The sequence below is a fragment of the Paracoccus tibetensis genome, from assembly GCF_900102505.1.
Classification (GTDB): Bacteria; Pseudomonadota; Alphaproteobacteria; order Rhodobacterales; family Rhodobacteraceae; genus Paracoccus; species Paracoccus tibetensis.
In genome coordinates this window covers 195999-216293 of the sequence record NZ_FMVT01000005.1, presented here as the reverse complement: position 1 = coordinate 216293, position 20295 = coordinate 195999, and the positions used below count along the sequence as shown (strand labels likewise).

26 protein-coding genes are annotated in these 20295 nt (G+C 69.5%); 15 read left to right on the top strand and 11 right to left on the bottom strand.

What is annotated here, in order from left to right; translation table 11 throughout:
- Positions 1-38: 38 nt before the first annotated feature.
- Both dapA and BLP73_RS19360 read left to right on the top strand, forming a co-directional pair.
- Complete coding sequence (gene dapA, locus BLP73_RS08935) at positions 39-914, top strand: 4-hydroxy-tetrahydrodipicolinate synthase (RefSeq protein WP_090742755.1); 876 nt, start codon at positions 39-41, stop codon at positions 912-914.
- Positions 915-1008: 94 nt separating this feature from the next.
- On the top strand, positions 1009-1182 hold the full coding sequence (locus BLP73_RS19360) for a hypothetical protein (RefSeq protein ID WP_175453285.1): 174 nt from the start codon (positions 1009-1011) through the stop codon (positions 1180-1182).
- 18 nt (positions 1183-1200) lie between these two features.
- On the opposite strand, the gene BLP73_RS08930 is transcribed toward BLP73_RS19360, so the two are convergent.
- Positions 1201-1800: an HNH endonuclease gene (locus BLP73_RS08930; protein ID WP_090742752.1), complete on the bottom strand. Its 600-nt coding sequence runs from the start codon at positions 1798-1800 to the stop codon at positions 1201-1203.
- Between the two features lie 184 nt (positions 1801-1984).
- On the opposite strand from BLP73_RS08930, the gene BLP73_RS08925 reads away from it, so the two are divergent.
- Positions 1985-2416 (top strand): VOC family protein, encoded by a 432-nt coding sequence (locus BLP73_RS08925; RefSeq protein WP_090742749.1) that lies wholly within the window; start codon positions 1985-1987, stop codon positions 2414-2416.
- Between the two features lie 22 nt (positions 2417-2438).
- On the opposite strand, the gene BLP73_RS08920 is transcribed toward BLP73_RS08925, so the two are convergent.
- Genes BLP73_RS08920 through BLP73_RS08910 form a run of 3 tightly spaced genes read right to left on the bottom strand, consistent with a single transcriptional unit; the run spans position 2439 to position 4343 of the window.
- Entirely contained in the window at positions 2439-3095 is a 657-nt protein-coding gene (locus BLP73_RS08920) for an alpha/beta hydrolase (protein WP_090742746.1), read from the bottom strand.
- Positions 3092-3727, bottom strand: coding sequence for a DNA-3-methyladenine glycosylase family protein (locus BLP73_RS08915; RefSeq protein WP_090742744.1), 636 nt, complete (start codon positions 3725-3727; stop codon positions 3092-3094). The genes BLP73_RS08920 and BLP73_RS08915 overlap by 4 nt, the downstream gene beginning before the upstream one ends.
- Positions 3720-4343, bottom strand: a complete 624-nt coding sequence (locus BLP73_RS08910; protein ID WP_090742741.1) for a GntR family transcriptional regulator — start codon at positions 4341-4343, stop codon at positions 3720-3722. The genes BLP73_RS08915 and BLP73_RS08910 overlap by 8 nt, the downstream gene beginning before the upstream one ends.
- Positions 4344-4407: 64 nt before the next feature.
- On the opposite strand from BLP73_RS08910, the gene BLP73_RS08905 reads away from it, so the two are divergent.
- The 6 genes from BLP73_RS08905 (at position 4408) to BLP73_RS20035 (ending at position 9168) form a co-directional block, all read left to right on the top strand.
- Complete coding sequence (locus BLP73_RS08905; protein WP_090742738.1) at positions 4408-5100, top strand: pyrimidine 5'-nucleotidase; 693 nt, start codon at positions 4408-4410, stop codon at positions 5098-5100.
- Between the two features lie 41 nt (positions 5101-5141).
- Positions 5142-5330, top strand: a complete 189-nt coding sequence (locus BLP73_RS08900) for a hypothetical protein (protein ID WP_090742735.1) — start codon at positions 5142-5144, stop codon at positions 5328-5330.
- A gap of 50 nt (positions 5331-5380) precedes the next feature.
- Complete coding sequence (locus BLP73_RS08895; RefSeq protein WP_090742732.1) at positions 5381-6583, top strand: UbiH/UbiF family hydroxylase; 1203 nt, start codon at positions 5381-5383, stop codon at positions 6581-6583.
- Between the two features lie 99 nt (positions 6584-6682).
- Positions 6683-6997: a DMT family transporter gene (locus tag BLP73_RS08890; protein ID WP_090742729.1), complete on the top strand. Its 315-nt coding sequence runs from the start codon at positions 6683-6685 to the stop codon at positions 6995-6997.
- Positions 6998-7170: 173 nt separating this feature from the next.
- Positions 7171-9009 carry a dihydroxy-acid dehydratase gene (ilvD, locus tag BLP73_RS08885; protein WP_090742726.1) on the top strand — a complete coding sequence of 613 codons (1839 nt, stop codon included), beginning with the start codon at positions 7171-7173 and terminating at the stop codon, positions 9007-9009.
- 72 nt (positions 9010-9081) lie between these two features.
- A complete protein-coding gene (locus BLP73_RS20035; RefSeq protein ID WP_139165924.1) occupies positions 9082-9168 on the top strand; it encodes a small membrane protein YohP in 87 nt (28 codons plus the stop codon).
- Positions 9169-9170: 2 nt separating this feature from the next.
- Here BLP73_RS20035 and BLP73_RS08880 read toward each other — a convergent pair whose 3' ends face one another.
- Entirely contained in the window at positions 9171-9632 is a 462-nt protein-coding gene (locus tag BLP73_RS08880; protein WP_090742724.1) for an Lrp/AsnC family transcriptional regulator, read from the bottom strand.
- Positions 9629-10084 carry an Lrp/AsnC family transcriptional regulator gene (locus tag BLP73_RS08875; RefSeq protein WP_090743115.1) on the bottom strand — a complete coding sequence of 152 codons (456 nt, stop codon included), beginning with the start codon at positions 10082-10084 and terminating at the stop codon, positions 9629-9631. Before BLP73_RS08875 ends, BLP73_RS08880 begins: the two co-directional genes overlap by 4 nt.
- A 123-nt stretch (positions 10085-10207) precedes the next feature.
- Between BLP73_RS08875 and ilvC the strand changes: the two genes are divergently transcribed.
- Positions 10208-11230: a ketol-acid reductoisomerase gene (gene ilvC / locus BLP73_RS08870; protein ID WP_090742721.1), complete on the top strand. Its 1023-nt coding sequence runs from the start codon at positions 10208-10210 to the stop codon at positions 11228-11230.
- A gap of 130 nt (positions 11231-11360) precedes the next feature.
- Here ilvC and yghU read toward each other — a convergent pair whose 3' ends face one another.
- Positions 11361-12221, bottom strand: coding sequence for a glutathione-dependent disulfide-bond oxidoreductase (gene yghU, locus BLP73_RS08865; RefSeq protein ID WP_090742718.1), 861 nt, complete (start codon positions 12219-12221; stop codon positions 11361-11363).
- A 94-nt stretch (positions 12222-12315) separates the two neighbouring features.
- Between yghU and BLP73_RS08860 the strand changes: the two genes are divergently transcribed.
- Positions 12316-13395 (top strand): PA0069 family radical SAM protein, encoded by a 1080-nt coding sequence (locus tag BLP73_RS08860; protein WP_090742715.1) that lies wholly within the window; start codon positions 12316-12318, stop codon positions 13393-13395.
- Here BLP73_RS08860 and bmt read toward each other — a convergent pair.
- From bmt to rpsF, 4 genes are all read right to left on the bottom strand, one after another.
- On the bottom strand, positions 13392-14381 hold the full coding sequence (gene bmt, locus BLP73_RS08855; RefSeq protein ID WP_090742713.1) for a betaine--homocysteine S-methyltransferase: 990 nt from the start codon (positions 14379-14381) through the stop codon (positions 13392-13394). The two genes, BLP73_RS08860 and bmt, sit on opposite strands and share 4 nt — an antisense overlap.
- A 165-nt stretch (positions 14382-14546) precedes the next feature.
- Entirely contained in the window at positions 14547-15131 is a 585-nt protein-coding gene (gene rplI / locus BLP73_RS08850; RefSeq protein WP_090742710.1) for a 50S ribosomal protein L9, read from the bottom strand.
- A 13-nt stretch (positions 15132-15144) separates the two neighbouring features.
- Positions 15145-15372 carry a 30S ribosomal protein S18 gene (gene rpsR / locus BLP73_RS08845; protein ID WP_042247758.1) on the bottom strand — a complete coding sequence of 76 codons (228 nt, stop codon included), beginning with the start codon at positions 15370-15372 and terminating at the stop codon, positions 15145-15147.
- A 12-nt stretch (positions 15373-15384) separates the two neighbouring features.
- Positions 15385-15846: a 30S ribosomal protein S6 gene (gene rpsF / locus BLP73_RS08840; protein WP_090742707.1), complete on the bottom strand. Its 462-nt coding sequence runs from the start codon at positions 15844-15846 to the stop codon at positions 15385-15387.
- Positions 15847-16132: 286 nt separating this feature from the next.
- On the opposite strand from rpsF, the gene speB reads away from it, so the two are divergent.
- The 4 genes from speB (at position 16133) to BLP73_RS08820 (ending at position 20246) form a co-directional block, all read left to right on the top strand.
- Positions 16133-17104: an agmatinase gene (speB, locus tag BLP73_RS08835; protein ID WP_090742704.1), complete on the top strand. Its 972-nt coding sequence runs from the start codon at positions 16133-16135 to the stop codon at positions 17102-17104.
- Between the two features lie 41 nt (positions 17105-17145).
- A complete protein-coding gene (prfA, locus tag BLP73_RS08830; RefSeq protein WP_090743112.1) occupies positions 17146-18198 on the top strand; it encodes a peptide chain release factor 1 in 1053 nt (350 codons plus the stop codon).
- On the top strand, positions 18195-19019 hold the full coding sequence (prmC, locus tag BLP73_RS08825; RefSeq protein WP_090742702.1) for a peptide chain release factor N(5)-glutamine methyltransferase: 825 nt from the start codon (positions 18195-18197) through the stop codon (positions 19017-19019). The genes prfA and prmC overlap by 4 nt, the downstream gene beginning before the upstream one ends.
- A 261-nt stretch (positions 19020-19280) precedes the next feature.
- Positions 19281-20246, top strand: coding sequence for a DUF4167 domain-containing protein (locus BLP73_RS08820; protein WP_090742699.1), 966 nt, complete (start codon positions 19281-19283; stop codon positions 20244-20246).
- The last annotated feature ends 49 nt before the right edge of the window (positions 20247-20295 follow it).

Below are 20295 nucleotides of genomic sequence, written 5' to 3'. Positions count from 1 at the left end.
GGGAGGGCGGCGGATTCCCATCAAGCCAGGAGCGTGTCATGTTCAAAGGGTCGATGCCAGCCCTCGTCACGCCGTTCACCCCGGACGGCGAGCTGGATCTGGCGACGCTCAAGAAGCTGGTGGAGTGGCATGTCGAGCAGGGCAGCCACGGGATTGTCCCTGTCGGCACCACCGGCGAGAGCCCGACCCTGACCCATGACGAGCACCGGCTGGTCATTGAAGAGGTCGTGCGCGCGGCGGATGGCCGCATCCCGGTCGTGGCCGGCGCCGGCTCGAACTCGACCCGCGAGGGGATCGGGCTTCTCCAGCACGCGGCCGAGGTGGGCGCGGATGCCGCGCTGGTCGTGACGCCCTACTACAACAAGCCGACCCAGGCCGGGCTGATCGCGCATTACACCGCGCTGACCGAGGCCTGCGATCTGCCGATCATCATCTACAACATCCCCGGCCGCTCGGTCATCGACATGACGCCCGAAACGATGGGCATCCTGTCGAAGATCCCTTCGATCATCGGGGTGAAGGACGCGACCGGCAAGCTGGAGCGGGTGAGCATGCAGCGCATGACCTGCGGGCCGGACTTCGTGCAGCTGTCGGGCGAGGACGCCACCGCGCTCGGCTTCAACGCGCATGGCGGGGTCGGCTGCATCAGCGTGACGGCCAATGTCGCGCCGAAGCTGTGCGCCGAGTTCCAGGAGGCGACGCTGCGCGGGGATTATGCCAAGGCGCTGGAATACCAGGACCGGCTGATGCCCCTGCATGTCGCGATCTTCGTCGAGCCGGGGCTGGTGGGGGCGAAATACGCGATGTCCCGCCTTGGCCTCTGCGACGAGCGGGTGCGCCTGCCGCTGACCCCCCTGACCGAGCCCGTGCGCCGCCAGATCGACGCCGCGCTGGCCCATGCCGGGCTGATCTAGGCCGGAATCTGCGTCGAATGCGCGGCATCCTGCCGCTGCTCTTTTCAAGCGTCCTCGCCTCGCCCATATTGAGGTCAAGAGGAGAGGACGCCCGATGCCGCTGCCGCATTTCCTGACCCTGATCGCCGCCGTCATCATCGCCGCAGCCGTCACGCTGTCGGCCGCGTTCGCGGTCGGCCTCGCGGAAATGGTGATCCTGCTTTCGGCCCTCGGCGCGGCTGTGGCGCTGCACCTGGCCCATGACGGGCGCAAGAACCCCCGCGCCTGACGCTTCCAAGCCTCACGCTCAGCTGTCCAGCTCGGCATCCCAGTAGAGATAGTCCATCCAGCTGTCATGCAGGTGGTTCGGCGGAAAACGCCGCCCGACCGCGTGCATCTCTTCGGGCGAGGGCTGGCGAGGCTTGCGGCGCAGGCTCATGCCCGAATGGCGCAGGCTGCGATTCGCCTTCCTCAGGTTGCAGGGCGAGCAGGCGGCGACGACGTTCTCCCAGCTGGTGACGCCCCCGCGCGAGCGCGGCACGACATGGTCGAAGGTCAGGTCCCCCTTGGCGCCGCAATACTGGCAGCAGAATTCGTCCCGCAGAAAAAGATTGAAGCGCGTGAAGGCCACGCGCTTCTGGGGTTTGACGTAATCCTTCAGGACGACGACCGAGGGGATGCGGAAGACCTGCCTCTGACTTCGCACGACCTCGTCATATTCGGCGATGATCGTGACCCGGTCCAAGAAGACCGCCTTGATCGCCTCCTGCCAGGGCCAAAGGCTCAGCGGGTAGTAGCTCAGCGGGCGGTAATCGGCGTTCAGGACCAGCGCCGGGTGATGGCGCAGGGCGGCCGGCTCGCGCACGAACTGGGTTCGGAATTCCGTCTGGTGGTGCTCGTCCAGCATAGTGCCTTCCTGCCTGCCCCAGAGGGTGGCCGGGGCGCCCGTCAGATCCTTGGGTCCGACTATATATGGCGCGGGCCGTCTGGCAACCCTCTGCATCTATTCATCACGCTTGCCGGGATAACCCGCGCCCGTGACAGGGTCGTGACAGCTTGCCGGCCACGGCCCCGCCCGGCATGATGAAGGCATGAGCAGAGCCGACACGCCGCCCCTTCTCGGCACGCTGGAAAGCGCGCTCTATGCCGCCGACCTTCCGGCCGCCCGCGCCTTCTGGGAGGGGGTGATGGGGCTGGAGGCGTTCCAGTCCGTGCCCGGCCGCCACGTCTTCTTCCGCGTGACGATGGCCCCGCACCCGCAGGTCCTGCTGGTCTTCAACCCCGAGGCCACGCAGACCCCGCCCGCGCCGGACGCCCGCCTGCCGGTCCCGCCGCACGGCGCCACCGGCCCCGGCCATTTCTGCCTCGCCTCCACCGACCTCGACGCCTGGCGCCGCCATCTCGAGGCGCATGGAATCGCCATCGAGGCCGATTTCCGCTGGCCCACCGGCGCCCGCTCGATCTACCTGCGCGACCCGGCCGGCAACTCGATCGAGATCGCCGAGCCGAGCATCTGGGCCTGATCTTCCAAGCCGCCGCGACGTGTCAGTCCGCCAAGCGCTCGCGCACGAAGGCCAGCGCCATCGACAAACCGTCGGGCGAGATCCCGTGCCCGGTCCCCTCCATCACATGCCCGTAGACCGTGAAGCCCGCCGCCTGCAGCGCCTGACCGGCAAGGCCCATGTCCTCGAACGGCACCATCTGGTCCTGATCGCCGTGGATCAGCAGCACAGGCGGCTTCACCTGCGCCTCGGCCGCCAGCGTCTCGGGCACCAGAAGCCGGCCCGAGAAGCCGACGATCCCCGCCACCGCCTTGTCCCGGCGCGGGGCCACATGCAGCGCCATCATCGTGCCCTGCGAGAAGCCGACCAGCACCAGCCGTTCGGGCGCCAGGCCCTCATCCGCCAGCACCCGGTCGATGAACTCGTCCAGCATCCGGACCGAGCGCATCATCGACGAGTGCGCGTCCCCCTCGCTCGATCCGTCAAGCCAGGGGATCGGAAACCACTGGTAGCCCATCGGATTGTTGCGGCAGGGCTCGGGCGCGTTCGGCGCGAAGAAGGCGGTGCCGGGCAGATGCGGGGCCAGCGGCTCGGCAAGGCCCAGCAGGTCCGCTCCGTCGGCGCCATAGCCATGCAGGAAGATGACGGCGCTGTCGGCCTGCTCGGGCCCCCGGCGCTCGGATTCCAGTCGTTCGGTCATGTCACTCCCTCGCGGCCTTTCGCGATGCGGTAATAGGCCCAGAGCCCCCGCGCCGCAACCGCACGCCAGGGACGCCACGGCTCGGCCATCTCGCGCAGCGCCTTGGGGCCGGGCCGCGCCTCCAGCCCGTAAAGGAGCCGCGCCCCCTCCTGCAAAGCCAGATCGCCCGCCGCGAAGACATCCGCCCGGCCGAGCGCGAACTTGAGATAGATCTCGGCCGTCCAGACCCCGATTCCGGGCAGGGCGACCAGTTGCGCGATCACCTCGTCGTCCGGCAGCGCCCGCAGCCCCTGCCAGTCCAGCCCCGCCTCGGCGATGCCGCGCAGGTAGCGCGCCTTGGGGCGCGACAGGCCAAGCGCGCGCAGGTCGTCCTCCGAGGCCGTCCGCAGCGCCAGCTCGGACACCATCCCCGCCGCTTCCAGCTTCGCGCGGATGGACGCGGCGGCGGCGACGGAAATCTGCTGGCCGATGATCGCATCCACGATCGCCTCGAACCCGTCCGCGCGCCGGCGCAGAGGCAGGGGGGCGATCTCGGGGATGGCCCGCGCCCAGACCGGGCAGGCGGCGGCCAGATGGGCGAGGCCCTCGTCGAGGTCCGCCTCGGTCTCGATCAGGCGGAAGGCGTCAGCCATGCGCGTGGGCTTCCAGCTTCAGCCGCGTCTCCCAAGCCATGGAAATATGCCGCCGCAGCGCCTTGTCCGCCGCATCCCCGTCGCCCGAGGCAATGGCGGCGACGATCTTCTCATGCTCGGCCAGCGCGGCCTCGCTGCGGCCCTCGGCGGCCAGCGAGGTCTGCGCCATCAGCGCCATGCTGCGATGCACGAGGTCGAGCTGCTGCACCAGATAGCGGTTGTGCGACGCAAGGTGGATCTGGCGGTGAAAGCGCCGGTTGCTGCGGGCCAGCGCCTGCGGATCGCTGCGGCTGGCGCTGTCCTCCTCCAGCATCTGGCCAAGGACGCGCACCTCCTCGGGCGAGGCATGGCGGGCGGCGAGGCGGGCGGCCAGCGCCTCCAGCTCGGCGCGCACGACGTAAAGCTCGGCCAGCTGGTTGTGGTCCAGCGAAGCGACGATCAGGCTGCGCCCGTCCCGCACCAGCATCGCCTGCGTTTCCAGCCGTTGCAGCGCCTCGCGCACGGGGGTCCGACTGACGCCGAAGCGCTCGGCCAGCTCGGATTCGACCAGGCGGTCGCCGGGGCGGTAGGTGCCGGCCTCGATGGCGGCCAGGATCAGGGAATAGGCGTCCTTCATGCCCGCACGATTGGCCGCGCCGGGATGAATTGCAAGCCGGCGCAGGCCAAGCTATCGCTGCCACATGGATTTTTCGCATGTTCGCGTCTGGATTTTCGATCTGGACAACACCCTCTACCCGCCCGAGGCGCAGCTCTTCGCGCAGATCGAGACGCGGATGACCGCCTACATGATGCGCCACCTGGGCATCTCGCAGGAGGACGCCAACCGGCAGCGCGCCGAGTACTGGCGCCTGCACGGCACCACGCTGGCAGGATTGATGGCCGAGCACGCGCTGGACCCGCGCCCATACCTGACGGATGTCCACAACATCGACTTCTCGGTGCTGGAGCCGGACCCGGCCTTGGCCGAGGCCATCGCCGCCCTGCCGGGGCGCCGGATCATCCACACCAACGGCGATGCGGCCTATGCCCGCCGCGTGCTGGCGGCACGGGGGCTGGAGGAGACGCTGTTCGACGCCGTCTATGGCATCGAGGAGGCGGGCTTTCACCCCAAGCCCGCGGCCGAGTCCTTCGCCCGCATCCTGGCGGCCGCCGAGGTCGATCCCCGCATCGCGGCCTTCTTCGAGGACGACCCGCGTAATCTAGAGGTGCCGCATCGTCTTGGGATGCGGACTGTGCTGGTCGGGCAGGGGCGCCACGGGCCGGATTTGCTGGCGCCGGACGGACGGGACCACGGCCCGCATGTGCATCACCAGACGGACGATCTGACCGCGTTCCTGCGTCGCATTGCGCCGAGGGCCGCGGCCGCGCGATAGTGGCGGCGGGAACGCGCGCCCACCCACCAAAGGACATGCTCATGAGCATCCAGACCCTCTCTGCCCCCCGCCTGACCATCTTCCGCGTCGTGGCGCTGATTCTGCTGACCGTCACCGCGCTTGGCGTGGCGCTTGTCGCGACCCTCGGACTGCCGGGCCTCGGCGTTCTCGGCCTCGTCCTGTCGGGGCTGGCCTTCGCCGGGATGCTGACCATCATGGCCGGGAACTGAGCCGGCGCCGGCCGGGTTCGCCCCCGGCCCTTCAGCCTCAAGGATCGCCCATGCCGACCGATTTCGAAGACATCGACATCCTGATCTCGGGCGGCGGCATCGCGGGGCTGATCGCGGCGGCCGCCTTCGGCGCGGAAGGATTTTCCACTCTCGTGGTCGATCCCGCCGCGCCGGTGACGGACGAGGCGGACGAGAATGCCGACCTGCGGACCACCGCGCTGCTGACGCCCTCAGTCGAGCTGCTCAAGCGGATCGGGCTGTGGGAGCGGCTGGCGCCCCATGCCGCAGCCCTTCAGGTCATGCGGATCGTGGACGCGGGCGGGGCCGAGCCGAAGGCGCGGCTGATCCGCGATTTCGACGCCTCGGAGATCGGGGACCAGCCCTTCGGCTACAACCTTCCGAACTGGCTGCTCAGGCGCGAGATCGCGGCGCGGCTCGGCCAGCTTCAGGCGGTGCGCTTCGAGCCGGGCATCGGCACGCGCGAGGTGCTGGCGCGCGAGGAAGGGGCGCTTGTCACCCTGTCCGACGGCCGCCGCCTGCGCGCGCGGCTGCTGATCGGCGCGGACGGACGCGACTCGCCCGTGCGGCAGGCGCTTGGCATCGGCGTCCGGCGGTTCCGCTACGGGCAGAAGGCGCTGGCCTTCGCGGTGACGCATGAGCTGGCGCATCACAATATCTCGACCGAGGTGCACCGCTCGGGTGGGCCATTCACGCTGGTGCCGCTGCCCGACCGGGACGGCAAGCCCTGCTCGGCCCTCGTGTGGATGGAGAACGGGCGCGAGACGGCGCGGCTGCGCGCCCTGCCGCCCGAGGATTTCGAGGCGGCGCTGAACGCCCGCTCGGCCGGGGTGCTGGGCCATCTGGCACAGGCGAGCCGATTGACCGAATGGCCGATCGTCAGCCAGATCGCCGACCGCTTCACCGGGCCGCGCACGGCGCTGATCGCCGAAGCCGCGCATGTCCTGCCGCCCATCGGCGCGCAGGGGCTGAACATGAGCCTTGCCGACCTGTCCGAGCTGCTGGAACTGAGCCGACACGATCCCGGCAATGCGGCCGCGCTGGCAAGCTACGACCGCCGCCGCCGCCCCGAGGCGATGGCGCGGCTTCTGGGCATCGATGCGCTGAACCGCGCGAGCCAGGCGAAGCTGCGGCCGCTGCGCGACCTTCGGGCGCTGGCGCTCGGCACGCTCTACGCCGCGCCGCCGCTGCGGCGGATGATGATGCGCGCCGGGCTGGGCCTGCGCGAGGCTTGACCCGCGGCCGGGCGCTGCCTAGCTAGGGGCCTGAGGACGACCTCCCCATCACGGGCGATGCTGCCGGGACGACCCGGCGTAAGCAGGAAAGATCTCCTCATGCCCTGGATCATCCTTCTTTTCGCCGGCCTCTTCGAGATCGTTTGGGCGACGGCGATGAAATACTCGGACGGCTTCACCCGGCCCGCGCCGACCCTGCTGATGGTCGCGGCGATGGGCGCCTCCTTCTGGCTGCTGGCGACGGCGATGCGAACGCTGCCTCTGGGGACGGCCTACATGGTCTGGACCGGGATCGGCGCTCTCGGCAGCTTCGTCGTCGGCATCCTGTTCCTGGCGGAGCCCGCCACGGCGATGCGCCTGCTGGCCGCCAGCCTGATCGTCGCCGGCATCGTGACCATGAAGCTCGCCTCGTAACGGCGCTGCCGGACCGGTTGCGTCCCGCGGCAGGCCGGGGGCTCTGCCCCCCGGACCCCCCGGCGCCGCGCCGGCGGCAAGCGCGACCGAAAACATCGTCGCAGGCCGCGCGCAGGCAATTTCCTTCCACGCCAAGTGATGCTAAACGCAAGCGCCAGCAAAGGAGTGACGCCATGCCCGCCTATCGTTCCCGCACCACCACCCATGGCCGCAACATGGCCGGCGCGCGTGGCCTGTGGCGCGCGACCGGGGTGAAGGACAGCGATTTCGGCAAGCCAATCATCGCCATCGTCAACAGCTTCACCCAGTTCGTGCCCGGCCATGTCCACCTCAAGGACCTCGGCCAGCTCGTCGCGCGCGAGGTCGAGGCGGCGGGCGGCATCGCCAAGGAGTTCAACACCATCGCGGTCGATGACGGCATCGCGATGGGCCATGACGGCATGCTCTATTCGCTGCCCTCGCGGGAGGTGATCGCGGACAGCGTCGAATACATGGTCAACGCCCACTGCGCCGACGCGATGGTCTGCATCAGCAACTGCGACAAGATCACGCCGGGAATGCTGATGGCGTCCCTGCGGCTGAACATCCCCTCGGTCTTCGTCTCGGGTGGGCCGATGGAGGCCGGCAAGGTCGTCCTGCAGGACGGCCGCGTGAAGGCGCTGGACCTTGTCGACGCGATGGTCGCGGCGGCCGATGATTCGGTCTCCGAGGCCGACCTGCAATCGATCGAGCAGGCGGCTTGCCCGACCTGCGGATCGTGCTCGGGGATGTTCACCGCCAATTCGATGAACTGCCTGACCGAGGCGCTCGGCCTGTCGCTGCCCGGCAACGGCTCGACGCTGGCCACCCATGCCGACCGCAAGCGCCTCTTCGTCGAGGCCGGGCATCTGGTCGTGGACCTCGCCCGCCGGTACTACGAGGGCGAGGACGCCAGCGTGCTGCCGCGCAACGTCGCCAGCTTCGCGGCCTTCGAGAACGCGATGACGCTGGACATCGCGATGGGCGGCTCGACCAACACCGTCCTGCACCTGCTGGCGGCCGCGCACGAGGCCGGGATCGACTTCACCATGTCCGACATCGACCGCCTGTCGCGCAAGGTGCCGGTGCTCTGCAAGGTCGCGCCCGCCAAGGACGACGTGCACATGGAGGACGTCCACCGCGCCGGCGGGATCATGGCGATCCTCGGCCAGCTGGACCGGGCCGGGCTGCTGGACACCTCGGTCGGCAGCGTCCATTCCGGCACGCTGGCGCAGGCGCTGGAGCGGTGGGACGTCTCGCGCACCGACGCCGCCAGCGTCCACGACTTCTTCCGCGCCGCGCCGGGCGGCGTGCCGACGCAGACGGCCTTTTCACAGTCGAACCGCTACGACGATCTGGACCTCGACCGCGAGAAGGGCGTCATCCGCAGCCCCGAGCACCCGTTCAGCAAGGACGGTGGCCTCGCGGTCCTCTACGGCAACCTCGCCGAGGACGGCTGCATCGTGAAGACGGCGGGTGTGGACGAGTCGATTCTGAAATTCGAGGGGCCGGCCCATGTCTTCGAAAGCCAGGATGACAGCGTCAGCGCCATCCTGACCGGCAAGGTCAAGCCGGGTGAAGTCGTGCTGATCCGCTACGAAGGCCCGCGCGGCGGCCCGGGCATGCAGGAGATGCTCTATCCGACCAGCTACCTCAAGTCGAAGGGCCTCGGGAAGGCCTGCGCGCTGGTGACGGACGGGCGCTTCTCGGGCGGCTCGTCGGGCCTCTCGATCGGCCATGTCTCGCCCGAGGCGGCCGAGGGCGGCACGATCGGCCTGGTGGAGCAGGGCGACCCGATCCGCATCGACATCCCCAACCGCCGAATCGAGCTGGTGGTGGACGAGGCGACCCTCGCCGCCCGCCGCGCGCAGCGCGACGCCGAAGGGTGGAAGCCCGCGAAGCCCCGCCAGCGCAAGGTCTCGACCGCGCTGCGCGCCTATGCGGCGATGACCACCAGCGCCGCGCGCGGCGCGGTCCGCGTCATCCCCGAGTGACGCCAAGGGCGCCGGCGGGGGAACCTGCCGGCGCCCGGCCCGTTGCCTTTGGTGAAACGCAGGAGGCGACATATGCTCAGATTTCTCGGCGGTGCGGTCGGCATCATCTTCATCATCGGACTTCTCGTCGTGATCGGGATCCTCTCGCTGATCTTCTGATCTCAGGCCCCAAGCGGCCCCGGCCGCCGTTCCTCGGACAGCATCACGTTCGCCTCGACCTGCCCCACGCCGGGCAGGGTCATGATCCGTCGCCGCAGGATCCGTTCAAAATCGCTGATGTCGCGGGCGGTGATCCGCAGGCGATAGTCGAACTGGCCCAGCACATGCTGGACCAGCTGCACCTCGGGAATGGCGGTCACCGCCCGCTCGAAATCCTCGAGCCCGGTGCGGCCCTTCGCCGCCAGCTTGATCCCCAGGAACACCGTCACCCCGAAGCCGAGCGCGGCCGGGTCCAGCACCACCCGCCGCCCCGCCAGCACACCGGCATCGGTGAGCCGCCTGATCCGCCGCCAGGCCGCCGGCTGCCCGATCCCCACCGCCCGGCCCACATCCGCCGCGCTGCGCGTCGCGTCCCCGGCCAGCAGCCGCAGGATCGCCAGATCGGTCGCGTCCAGATCGGTCACAGCGCCAGCTCCCCGCTGTCCTTGATGGTGGCGACCAGCATCAGCGCGTCCAGCTCGGAAATATGGGGCAGGGTCAGGATGCGGTCGCGATAGACCTGCTGCCAATGCGCCATGTCCCGCGCGATGACCGAGGCGCGCCAGTCCACGCTGCCGAGGAAGGACTGGATCTCGATCACCTCGGGCACCTCGCGCAGGGCGGCGAGGAATTCGTCGAAGGCGCGCGGGTTCGTCTTGTCCAGCGTGAAGCGCAAGCTCACCTCGACCGCCCAGCCCATCGCCCGCCAGTCGACCCGCGCCTGCACGCCCTTCAGCACCCCGGCCTCGCGCATCCGCTCGAGCCGCCGCCAGAGGCTGGCGGCCGTCACGCCGGCCCGCTCGGCCAAGGCGGCATTCGGCGCCTCGGGATCGGCCAGAAACTGGCGCAGAATGCGGCGATCGGTGGCGTCGGGCATGAAACTCATCGAAAAGCGGCTACCACGGCATGATCCTTTCGCCAAGGGGCCAGATCACGCGGAACTTGCACGATCCTCAACGCCGCGCCGCGCTACAACATCTCCATCAAGAAGGAGATACCCATGCGCGTTTACTACGACCGCGACTGCGACGTGAACCTGATCAAGGACAAGAAGGTCGCGATCCTCGGCTATGGCAGCCAAGGCCACGCCCATGCCCTGAACCTGCGCGATTCAGGCGCCAAGAACGTCGTCGTCGCCCTGCGCGAGGGCAGCGCCTCGGCCAAGAAGGCCGAGGGCGAGGGCCTCAAGGTCATGGGCATCGCCGAAGCCGCCGCCTGGTGCGACGTGATCATGTTCACCATGCCGGACGAGCTGCAGGCCGAGACCTACAAGAAATACGTCCATGACAACCTGCGCGAGGGCGCGGCGATCGCCTTCGCCCACGGCCTCAACGTCCATTTCGGCCTGATCGAGCCGAAGCCCGGCGTCGACGTCATCATGATGGCGCCCAAAGGCCCCGGCCACACCGTCCGCGGCGAATACGTCAAGGGCGGCGGCGTGCCCTGCCTCGTCGCGGTCCATCAGGACGCCTCGGGCAAGGCCATGGACATCGGCCTCAGCTACTGCTCGGCCATCGGCGGCGGCCGCTCGGGCATCATCGAGACGAACTTCCGCGAGGAATGCGAGACCGACCTCTTCGGCGAGCAGGCGGTCCTCTGCGGCGGGTTGGTCGAACTGATCCGCATGGGCTTCGAGACGCTGGTCGAGGCCGGCTACGAGCCCGAGATGGCCTATTTCGAGTGCCTGCACGAGGTGAAGCTGATCGTCGACCTGATCTACGAGGGCGGCATCGCGAACATGAACTACTCGATCTCGAACACTGCCGAGTATGGCGAGTATGTCAGCGGCCCGCGCATCCTGCCCTATGACGAGACGAAGGCCCGCATGAAGGCTGTGCTGCGCGACATCCAGACCGGCAAGTTCGTCCGCGACTTCATGCAGGAGAATTCTGTGGGCCAGCCCTCGTTCAAGGCGACGCGCCGCATCAACGACGAGCACCAGATCGAGCAGGTGGGCGCAAAGCTGCGCGAGATGATGCCGTGGATCTCCAAGGGCAAGATGGTCGACCGCGCGCGCAACTGAGGCGCCGGACCGGGGGTTTCACACCCCCGGACCCCCGTGGGATACTTGAAGACCAAAGCAGGCCAGCTTCGGTCGTCAAATATCCCCGGGGGGGAGTCCGAAGGACGGGGGGCAGCGCCCCCCTTCTTTTTCAGCTTTCCAGCTTGTCCTGCGTCCGCAGCTCGAAGTCCGACGCATCGTGCCGCTCGTGCAGCTGCTCGGAGGGCTCGCCGTTCATTTTGTTGACCATGATGCCGCGCCTGACGGCCGGCCGTGCGGCGAGCTCCTGCGTCCAGCGCATCAGGTTCGTGTAGCTGGCGCCGTCGAGGAAAACCTCGGCATCCTTGTAGCCTTGGCCGAGGATCAGCCGCCCGTACCACGGCCAGATCGCCATGTCGGCGATGGTGTACTCGTCCCCCGCGATGTAGCGCGTCTCGGCAAGGCGCTTGTCCAGCACGTCCAGCTGGCGCTTGGCCTCCATCGCGAAGCGGTCGATGGCGTATTCGATCTTTTCCGGCGCATAGGCGTAGAAATGGCCGAAGCCGCCGCCGATGAAGGGGCCCGAGCCCATCTGCCAGAAGAGCCAGTTCAGCGTCTCGGTCCGGCCCGCGGGATCGGTCGGCAGGAAGGCCCCGAACTTCTCGGCCAGATACAGCAGGATCGCGCCCGATTCGAAGACGCGGCGCGGGGGCGAGGCCGAGTGGTCCATCAGCGCCGGGATCTTGCTATTGGGGTTCGCCGCCACGAAGCCGCTGCCGAACTGGTCGCCGTCGCCGATCTTGACCAGCCAAGCGTCGTATTCGGCGTCGTGACCGGCCGCCAGCAGCTCTTCCAGCAGGATCGTGACCTTCTGCCCGTTGGGCGTCGCCAGCGAATAGAGCTGCAGCGGATGCGTGCCGACCGGCAGCTCGCGCTCGAAGCGGGCGCCGGCGGTGGGGCGGTTGATGCTGGCGAACTGGCCGCCGTTTTCCTTGTTCGGGGTCCAGACCTTGGGCGGGACGTAGTCGCTCATCGCGTCTTCCTCTGATTGCCTGCTCTGCAAGATATGGCGGCGCGGGCGAACATCAAGCTTGGCAGATGTTCCTGTAATGTTCTAGAATGGCCCCATGCTGCCGCCCCGTGACCCTGACCAGCGCCTGAAGGCGCGCGGAACCGACAGCCGCCCCGAGGGGCGGTTCGAGGCGCAGCGGCGCGAGCGCGTCCATGATGGCTGGGACATCCCCGAGGAGAGCACGCTGTTGCGGACCGAGGTCGTGACCGAGCGGCCGCGCAGCATCATCACCCGCAACACCTCGCCCGACATCAGCTTCGACCGCTCGATCAACCCATATCGCGGCTGCGAGCATGGCTGCGTCTATTGCTATGCCCGGCCGAGCCATTCCTATCTGGGCCTGTCGCCCGGCCTCGACTTCGAGACGAAGATCACCGCCAAGCCCGATGCGCCCGAGCTGCTGGCGCGGGAACTGGCCCGGCCGTCCTACAAGCCCGCGCCCATCGCGCTCGGCACCAACACCGACCCCTACCAGCCGATCGAGGCGAAGCTGGCGATCATGCCCGGCATCCTGCGCGTCCTGCGCGACTGGAACCATCCGGTGACGCTGGTGACGCGGGGGCAGACGGTGCTGCGCGACCTGGACCTCTGGGCCGAGATGGCGGCCAAGGACCAGGCCATGGTCGGCATCAGCGTGACGACGCTGGACGCGGACCTGTCGCGGGCGATGGAGCCGCGGGCACCGGCGCCCGCGACGCGGCTGAAGATGATCCGCGAGTTGGCGCGGGCGGGCGTGCCCGTGCGGGTCATGGTGGCGCCCATCATCCCGGTCCTGACCGAGCCCGAGATCGAGGCGATCATGACGGCCGCGCGGGACGCGGGCGCGACGACCGCGAGCATGATCCCCCTGCGCCTGCCCTTCGAGGTCGCCCCCTTCTTCCGCGACTGGCTGGAGCGGCACCGGCCGGGCATGGCGGCGCACATCATGAACCGGGTCCAGGCCATGCGCGGCGGGCGGGACAACGACCCGCGCTTCGGGCACCGCTTCAAGGGCGAGGGCGTCGAGGCGCAGCTGGCCCTTCAGCGCTTCCGGCTGGTCCGCAGGCGGCTGGGCTATGCCGAAGGCAGCCCCGCGCTCGACTGCACGCGCTTCGGGGCCCCGCCCACGGCCGGGGACCAGCTGTCGCTCTTCTAGTGGCGGCGGCGGCCGATGGTCAGGCTGTCCTCGCCGGTGCTGGAGAAGGCGCCCAGAAGCTGGGTGATCTTCTCCAGCGTCGGGCGGGGGCCGGCGGGGCGGCTCTCGAGCGCGTCGCGCATGGCGCGAAGATGGGCCGGCATCGTGCCGCAGCAGCCGCCGATCACGCGCACGCCCATGTCGCGGGCGAGGCAGGCATAGTCGGCCATCAGTTCGGGCGTGCCGTCGTAATGGATGTGCCCGTCCTCCAGCCGCGGCACGCCCGCATTGCCCTTGGCGATCAGCGGCCGCTCGTTGCCCGAGGCGACCAGCGCCGCCATCGTCCGCAAGAGGTCCGAGGCGCCGACGCCGCAATTGGCGCCATAGGCGACGGGCGGGTTCGGCAGGCGCTCGACGGCCGAGGCCAGTTGCGCCGGGGTCACGCCCATCATCGTGCGCCCCATCGTGTCGAAGCTGAGCGAGCCGCACCAGGGCATGCCCGCGCGCTGCGCGGCCTCGGCGGCGGCCTTCAGCTCTTCCAGCGAGCTGAGGGTTTCGACCCACAGGATGTCGGCGCCGCCGTCGCGCAACGCCTCGGCCTGCTCGAGGAACATCTCCACGGCGCGGGCATGGGTCAGGCTGCCCATCGGGGCCATGATCTCGCCGATCGGACCCATGCTGCCGGCGACGATCACGCGCCGGCCCGACGCGTCCGCGACCTCGCGGCCGATCTCGGCGGCGGCGCGGTTCAGCTCACCCACGCGCGCGGTCAGGCCGTGCAGGCGCAGGCGGCTGGCATTGGCGCCAAAGCTGTTGGTCAGAAAGAGGTCCGAGCCGGCCTCGACCGCGCCCTGGTGCAGCGCGCGGATGCGGTCCGGCTGCGTGACGTTCCACAGCTCGGCCGGGGTGCCGGGGGCGAGGCCCATGTTCATCAGCGACGTGCCGGTCGCGCCATCCGCCAGCACCCAGGGGCGGGTGGCGAGCAGCTCACTCAGGGCGTCCGTCATCGCCACATCCTTCACCTGCGGGACGGTTAGATCCGTCCTCGGCGTTCCAATCATCAGGTCCATGATAAGCCGTGCTGCGCCTGCAATACAATTTTGATCATGAACGAACGAAAAACCGCGCCGGTTTCCCGGCGCGGCTGATTTGGTCACGATGTCGCGGCGGTGTTACCGGTCGCGGTCGCCTTCGCCGTCATCGGCGCCGCCGATGTCGTCGAACAGCTCCGAAATCTCGAACTCGGCTTCGGCATCGGCCTCGGCCTGAAGGTCGCGGATCGACTTGCCCTGGGCCTGAAGCTCGGCTTCCTCGGCCGAACGGGCGACGTTCAGCGTGATGACCGCCTCGACTTCCGGATGCAGCACGACGCTGACGTCGTGCATCCCCAGGTCCTTGATCGGCGCGCGCAGGACGACCTGCTTGCGGTCGACCGTGAAGCCGGCCTCGGTCGCGGCATCGGCCGCGTCGCGGGTGGTGACCGAGCCGTAGAGCGCGCCCGAATCCGAGGCCGAGCGGATGACCACGAAGGTCTCGCCGTTCAGCTTGTCGGCGATCTTCTGGGCCTCGGCCTTCGATTCCGCGTTGCGGGTCTCGAGCTGGGCCTTCTGGCCTTCGAACGCCTTGATGTTGGCATCCGAGGCGCGCAGGGCCTTGCCTTGGGGCAGAAGGTAGTTGCGGGCAAAGCCCTCCTTGACCTTCACGACTTCGCCCATCTGGCCAAGCTTGGCCACGCGTTCGAGCAGGATGACTTGCATAGCTTCGCTCTCCTTACTTCACGACATAGGGCAGCAGGGCGAGGAAGCGGGCGCGCTTGATGGCGCGGGCCAGCTCACGCTGCTTCTTGGCCGAGACGGCGGTGATGCGCGAGGGCACGATCTTGCCGCGCTCGCTGATGTAGCGCTGCAGCAGGCGCGTGTCCTTGTAGTCGATCGCGGGCGCGTTGTCGCCCGAGAACGGGCAGACCTTGCGGCGGCGGAAGAAGGGTTTGTTCGCCATGTCTCAGCCTCCTCAGTTCCGCTCGCGGCGTTCGCCGCCACGATCAGCGCGGTCACCGCCACGATCGCCGCGGTCGCCGCGATCACCACGGTCGCCGCGATCACGGTCGCCCCGCGGGCGGTCGCCCCGGTCGCCACGCTCGCCGCGCTCTTCGCGCTTCTGCATCTGGACCGAGGGGCCTTCCTGGTGCTCGTCGACGCGAATGGTCATGACGCGCATGACATCCTCGTGCAGACGGGCCAGGCGCTCCATCTCCTGCACGGCCGCCGAGGGGGCGTCCGAGCGCAGGAAGGCGTAGTGGCCCTTGCGGTTCTTGTTGATCTTGTAGGCCAGGGTGCGCACACCCCAGTACTCGTGCTCCACGACCTTGCCGCCGTTGTCGGCCATCACGGTGGAGAAATGTTCGATCAGCCCTTCGGCCTGCGTGTTCGACAGGTCCTGGCGGGCGATCAGCACATGCTCGTAAAGAGGCATGGCGATCCTTTCATCATGTGGCGCATTTCATCGACGGGCCATCCCTTCCGCACCCGTCACGAGAGGCTGCACCGGTTGCGAGGTCTCGGCGGAAGGATGAGGCGTTATAGCGGCGAAGGCCGCGGATGCAAGGCGATTCGCCGTGCGCGGTCGGGGCCGGGGGCCGGGGGGCGCTGCCCTCCGTCGCTGGCGCGACTCCCCCCGGGATATTTGGGCACAGAAGATGGGCTTGCCGGCGGCGGGGCGGGGCGGCAGGTTGGGCCGGGTCAACAGGGAGCGGGCGGCGATGGCGCTGGAGGATGCGAAGACGCAGGTGGACCAGGCCTTCACCCGCGCCGAGATGCGGGGGCTGAGCTTCGAGAACGCCTTCGGCGGGGCGGTCAGCTTCCTCAGGCGGCGCTACGGCAAGGACCTGAGCGGGGTGGATGTCGCGGTGACGGGAGTGCCGTTCGATCAGGCGGTGACGCACCGTCCGGGGGCGCGCTTCGGGCCGCGGGCGATCCGCGAAGCCTCGACCTTGCAGGCCTTCGATGCGCCTTATGGTTGGGGCTATGACCCGTTCAGCCGGTTCAGCATCCTGGACTACGGCGACATGGCTTTCGACTATGCCGCCGTGGCCGAGGTGCCGGGACGGATCGAGGCGCATCTGGGGGCGATCCTCGATGCGGGGGCGGCGCCGATCACGCTTGGCGGGGATCACTTCATCACGCTGCCGATCCTGCGGGCGGTGGCCGCGCGGCACGGGCCGGTGGCGCTGATCCAGTTCGACGCCCATTCCGACACCTGGGCCGATGACGATCCGGCGCGGATCGATCACGGGACCTTCCTCTACAAGGCGATCCGCGAGGGGCTGGTGGACCCGGCAGCCTCCGTGTCCATCGGCATCCGGACCGACAACCCGGACATGCTCGGGGTGACGATCCTCGACGCGCCCTCGGTGCATCAGGATGGGATCGAGGCGACGCTGGCGCGGGTGCGGAACGTGGTGGGCGGCCGCCCCTGCTATGTCACCTTCGACATCGACGCGCTGGACCCGGCCTTCGCGCCGGGCACGGGCACACCGGTCTGGGGCGGGCTGGCCAGCTGGCAAGCCGCCGCGCTGCTGCGGGGGCTGAGGGGCATCGACATGATCGGCGGCGACGTGGTCGAGGTCTCGCCGCCCTATGACACGACCGGCGCCACCGCGATCGCCGGGGCGCATGTGGCGGTGGAGCTGATCGCCCTCTGGGGCTGGACGCGCCGCACAGAGGGGCGCTGAGCCCGCTTGTGGGCGCCTATCGCGGGCGGTAGATGCTGGACATGCTTCCCGAAGACCGCCTGTCCCAGATCGTCCAGCGTTTCGAGTTTCTCGAGGCGCAGCTGAACGCGGGCGCCGCTCCTGACCAGATCGCCCGCATCAGCCGCGAATATGCCGAGCTGAAGCCCGTGACCGAGAAGATCGCGGCATGGCGCGCCGGCCGTGCCGGCATGGACGAGGCCCGCGCCATGCTCTCGGACCCCGAGATGCGCGCCCTGGCCGAGGACGAGCTGGCGCGGCTCAATGATGAACTGCCCGCCCTGGAGCAGGAACTGCGCGTCGCGCTGCTGCCGAAGGACGCCGCCGATGCGCGGCCGGCGATCCTGGAAATCCGTCCCGGCACGGGCGGCGAGGAGGCGGCGCTGTTCGCCGGCGATCTGCTGTCGATGTATCGCCGCCATGCCGAAGCGCAGGGCTGGAGCTTCCAGATGCTGGAGCTGACCGAGACCGAGCTGGGCGGCGTCAAGGAAGCCATGGCGCGCATCGAGGGCGAGGGCGTCTTTGCCCGGCTCAAATACGAATCCGGCGTCCACCGCGTCCAGCGCGTCCCCGAGACGGAATCGGGCGGGCGCATCCACACCTCGGCCGCGACCGTGGCGGTCCTGCCCGAGGCCGAGGAGGTGGACATCGACATTCCCGCCGGCGACATCCGCATCGACACGATGCGCGCCAGCGGCGCCGGCGGCCAGCACGTCAACACCACCGATTCGGCGGTCAGGATCACCCACCTGCCGACCGGGATCGTGGTCACCAGCTCCGAGAAGTCGCAGCACCAGAACCGGGCCAACGCGATGGCGGTGCTGCGCGCGCGGCTCTATGACATGGAGCGCGCCAAGGCCGATGCCGAGCGCGCCGCCGACCGCAAGAGCCAGGTGGGCAGCGGGGATCGCAGCGAGCGCATCCGCACCTACAACTTTCCTCAGGGCCGAATGACGGATCACCGGATCAACCTGACGCTTTACGCGTTGGACCGGATCATGGCGGGCGATCTCGCCGAGATCATCGATGCGCTGACCGCCCATGACCAGGCGGCCCGGCTGGCGGAGGCCGAATGAACCTGACGGAAGCCCAGGCAGAGGGTGCGGCCCTCTTGCGCGCCGCCGGCACGCCCGGCGCGGCGCGCGACGCCGACCGCATCCTGGCCTGGGTCCTGGGGATCGAGCCGGGGCAGCTGCGGATCACCGACGACCGCGACCTGACCGCGGACGAGGCGGCGCGCTTCCACCGCGGCCTCGCCGCGCGTGCGCTGCACCAGCCGGTCGCGCAGATCGTCGGCTATCGCGACTTCTGGGCGCACCGCTTCCGCGTCACCCGCGACACGCTGGACCCCCGCCCCGAGACCGAGGCGCTGGTCGAGGCCGCGCTGGAACGGTCCTGGCGCACGGCGCTGGACCTCGGCACCGGGACCGGCGCGATCCTGATCTCGCTGCTGGCGGCGCGGAAGGGCAGCAAGGGGACGGGCACCGACATCTCGGAGGCGGCGCTGGAGGTGGCGCGCTACAACGCCCGCCAGATCGGGGTGGATGCGCGCTTCCGCCGCGCCGACTGGTTCGACGGCGTCTCGGGCGAGTTCGACCTGATCGTCTCGAACCCGCCCTATATCGCGGCCTCCGAGATGGCGGGCCTGTCGCCCGATGTCCGGGACTGGGAGCCGAAGGGGGCGCTGACCGATGGCGGCGACGGGCTGTCGGCTTATCGCGCCATCGCGGCGGGGGCGACGCGGCACCTGACGCCGGGCGGGGCGGTGCTGGCCGAGATCGGCGCAACGCAGGGCGCGGATGTCGCGGCGATCTTCGCTGGGGCGGGGGCGCGGGTCAGCCTGCTGCCCGACCTGGACGGCCGCGACCGGGTCGTGCTGGCCGAATTTCCGCTCTAGCGCCCGGTTTCGGGCGGATTTCCCCGGATCTGCGACGATTTCGCTTGTCACGTCCCCAAGGGCATGTTTATTCGACGGCGTGCAGAGGGGATGATCCCCGGCATGGGTCAGCCTGACAACGTCAAAGCCAACCGAGCGCATCGCGCCTCGTGGATCGGCAAGGCGGGGCTGAGCGGGCAGGCACCGATCGCCGCCCCGGCCGTCCGACAACGCGACCAGATCAGCTGGACCTCCAGACGACCTGCAACCCGACAGACAGACATGAGATCATCCAAATCCCGTTCGCGCAACAAGTCGAACCGCCAGCGCTCGCTCGGCAACGTCGTCAACCGCGTCTTCGACAGCTCCGGCCCCGAGGGCAAGGTCCGCGGCACGCCGCAGCAGATCATCGAGAAATACCTCACTCTGGCCCGCGACGCGCAGCTCTCGGGCGACCGCGTGGCCGAGCAGAGCTTCTTCCAGCATGCCGAGCACTACACCCGCATGCTGGGCGAGGCGACGCGCGAGATGGCCGAGCGCCAGGGCCATCAGGGCGGCCAGCGCGAGGATGAGGGCGGCTTCCAAGGCGGCAACGGGAATGGCAACGGCCATGGCGGCCACCGCGAAAACGGCCAACGCGAGCCGTATGGCCGCGACCAAGGCCGGGACGGCCAACGCGATGGCCAGCGTGATGGCCAGCGCGACAACCAGCGCGACAACCAGCGTGACGCCGGCCAGGGCGGTCACCGCGACAACCAGCGCCAAGGCGAGCAGGGCCAGCGCGAGGGCGGCCAGCGCGAGGGTGGCCAGCGCCACGAGTTCCGCGAGCAGCGCCCGCAGCGCGAGCATTCCGAGCCGCAGCCTGACCAATCCGCCGAGCCGCGCGCCCCGCGCCGGGCGCCCCGCCACGACGAGTCCCGCCACGGCGAGTCTCGCCACGAGGAGACGCGTCACGAGGCTCCGGCCCAGCCCGAGATGGATCTGGGCGCGCCCATCGAGGCTCTGCCCCCGGCCGTCGAGCACGCGTCCGAGGCCGAGGGCCCGGTCATGACGCCGGAAAGCGCCGAGACGGCGCAGCCCGAGGCCGAGGCTCCGGCCAAGGCGCCGCGCACCCGCCGCCCGCGCAGCGCTCCGGCGACGCCCCGCGCCCCGGCCACGCGCAACCGCCGCAAGCCAGCCGCGGATGCCGCCGGCGATGCCGAGGGCGGCGAGGCCAAGGCGCCCGCCGAGAACGGCAACGAGGGCTGACGTCTTCGACCAGATGAATCGAAAAGGCCGCGGCATCCCCGCGGCCTTT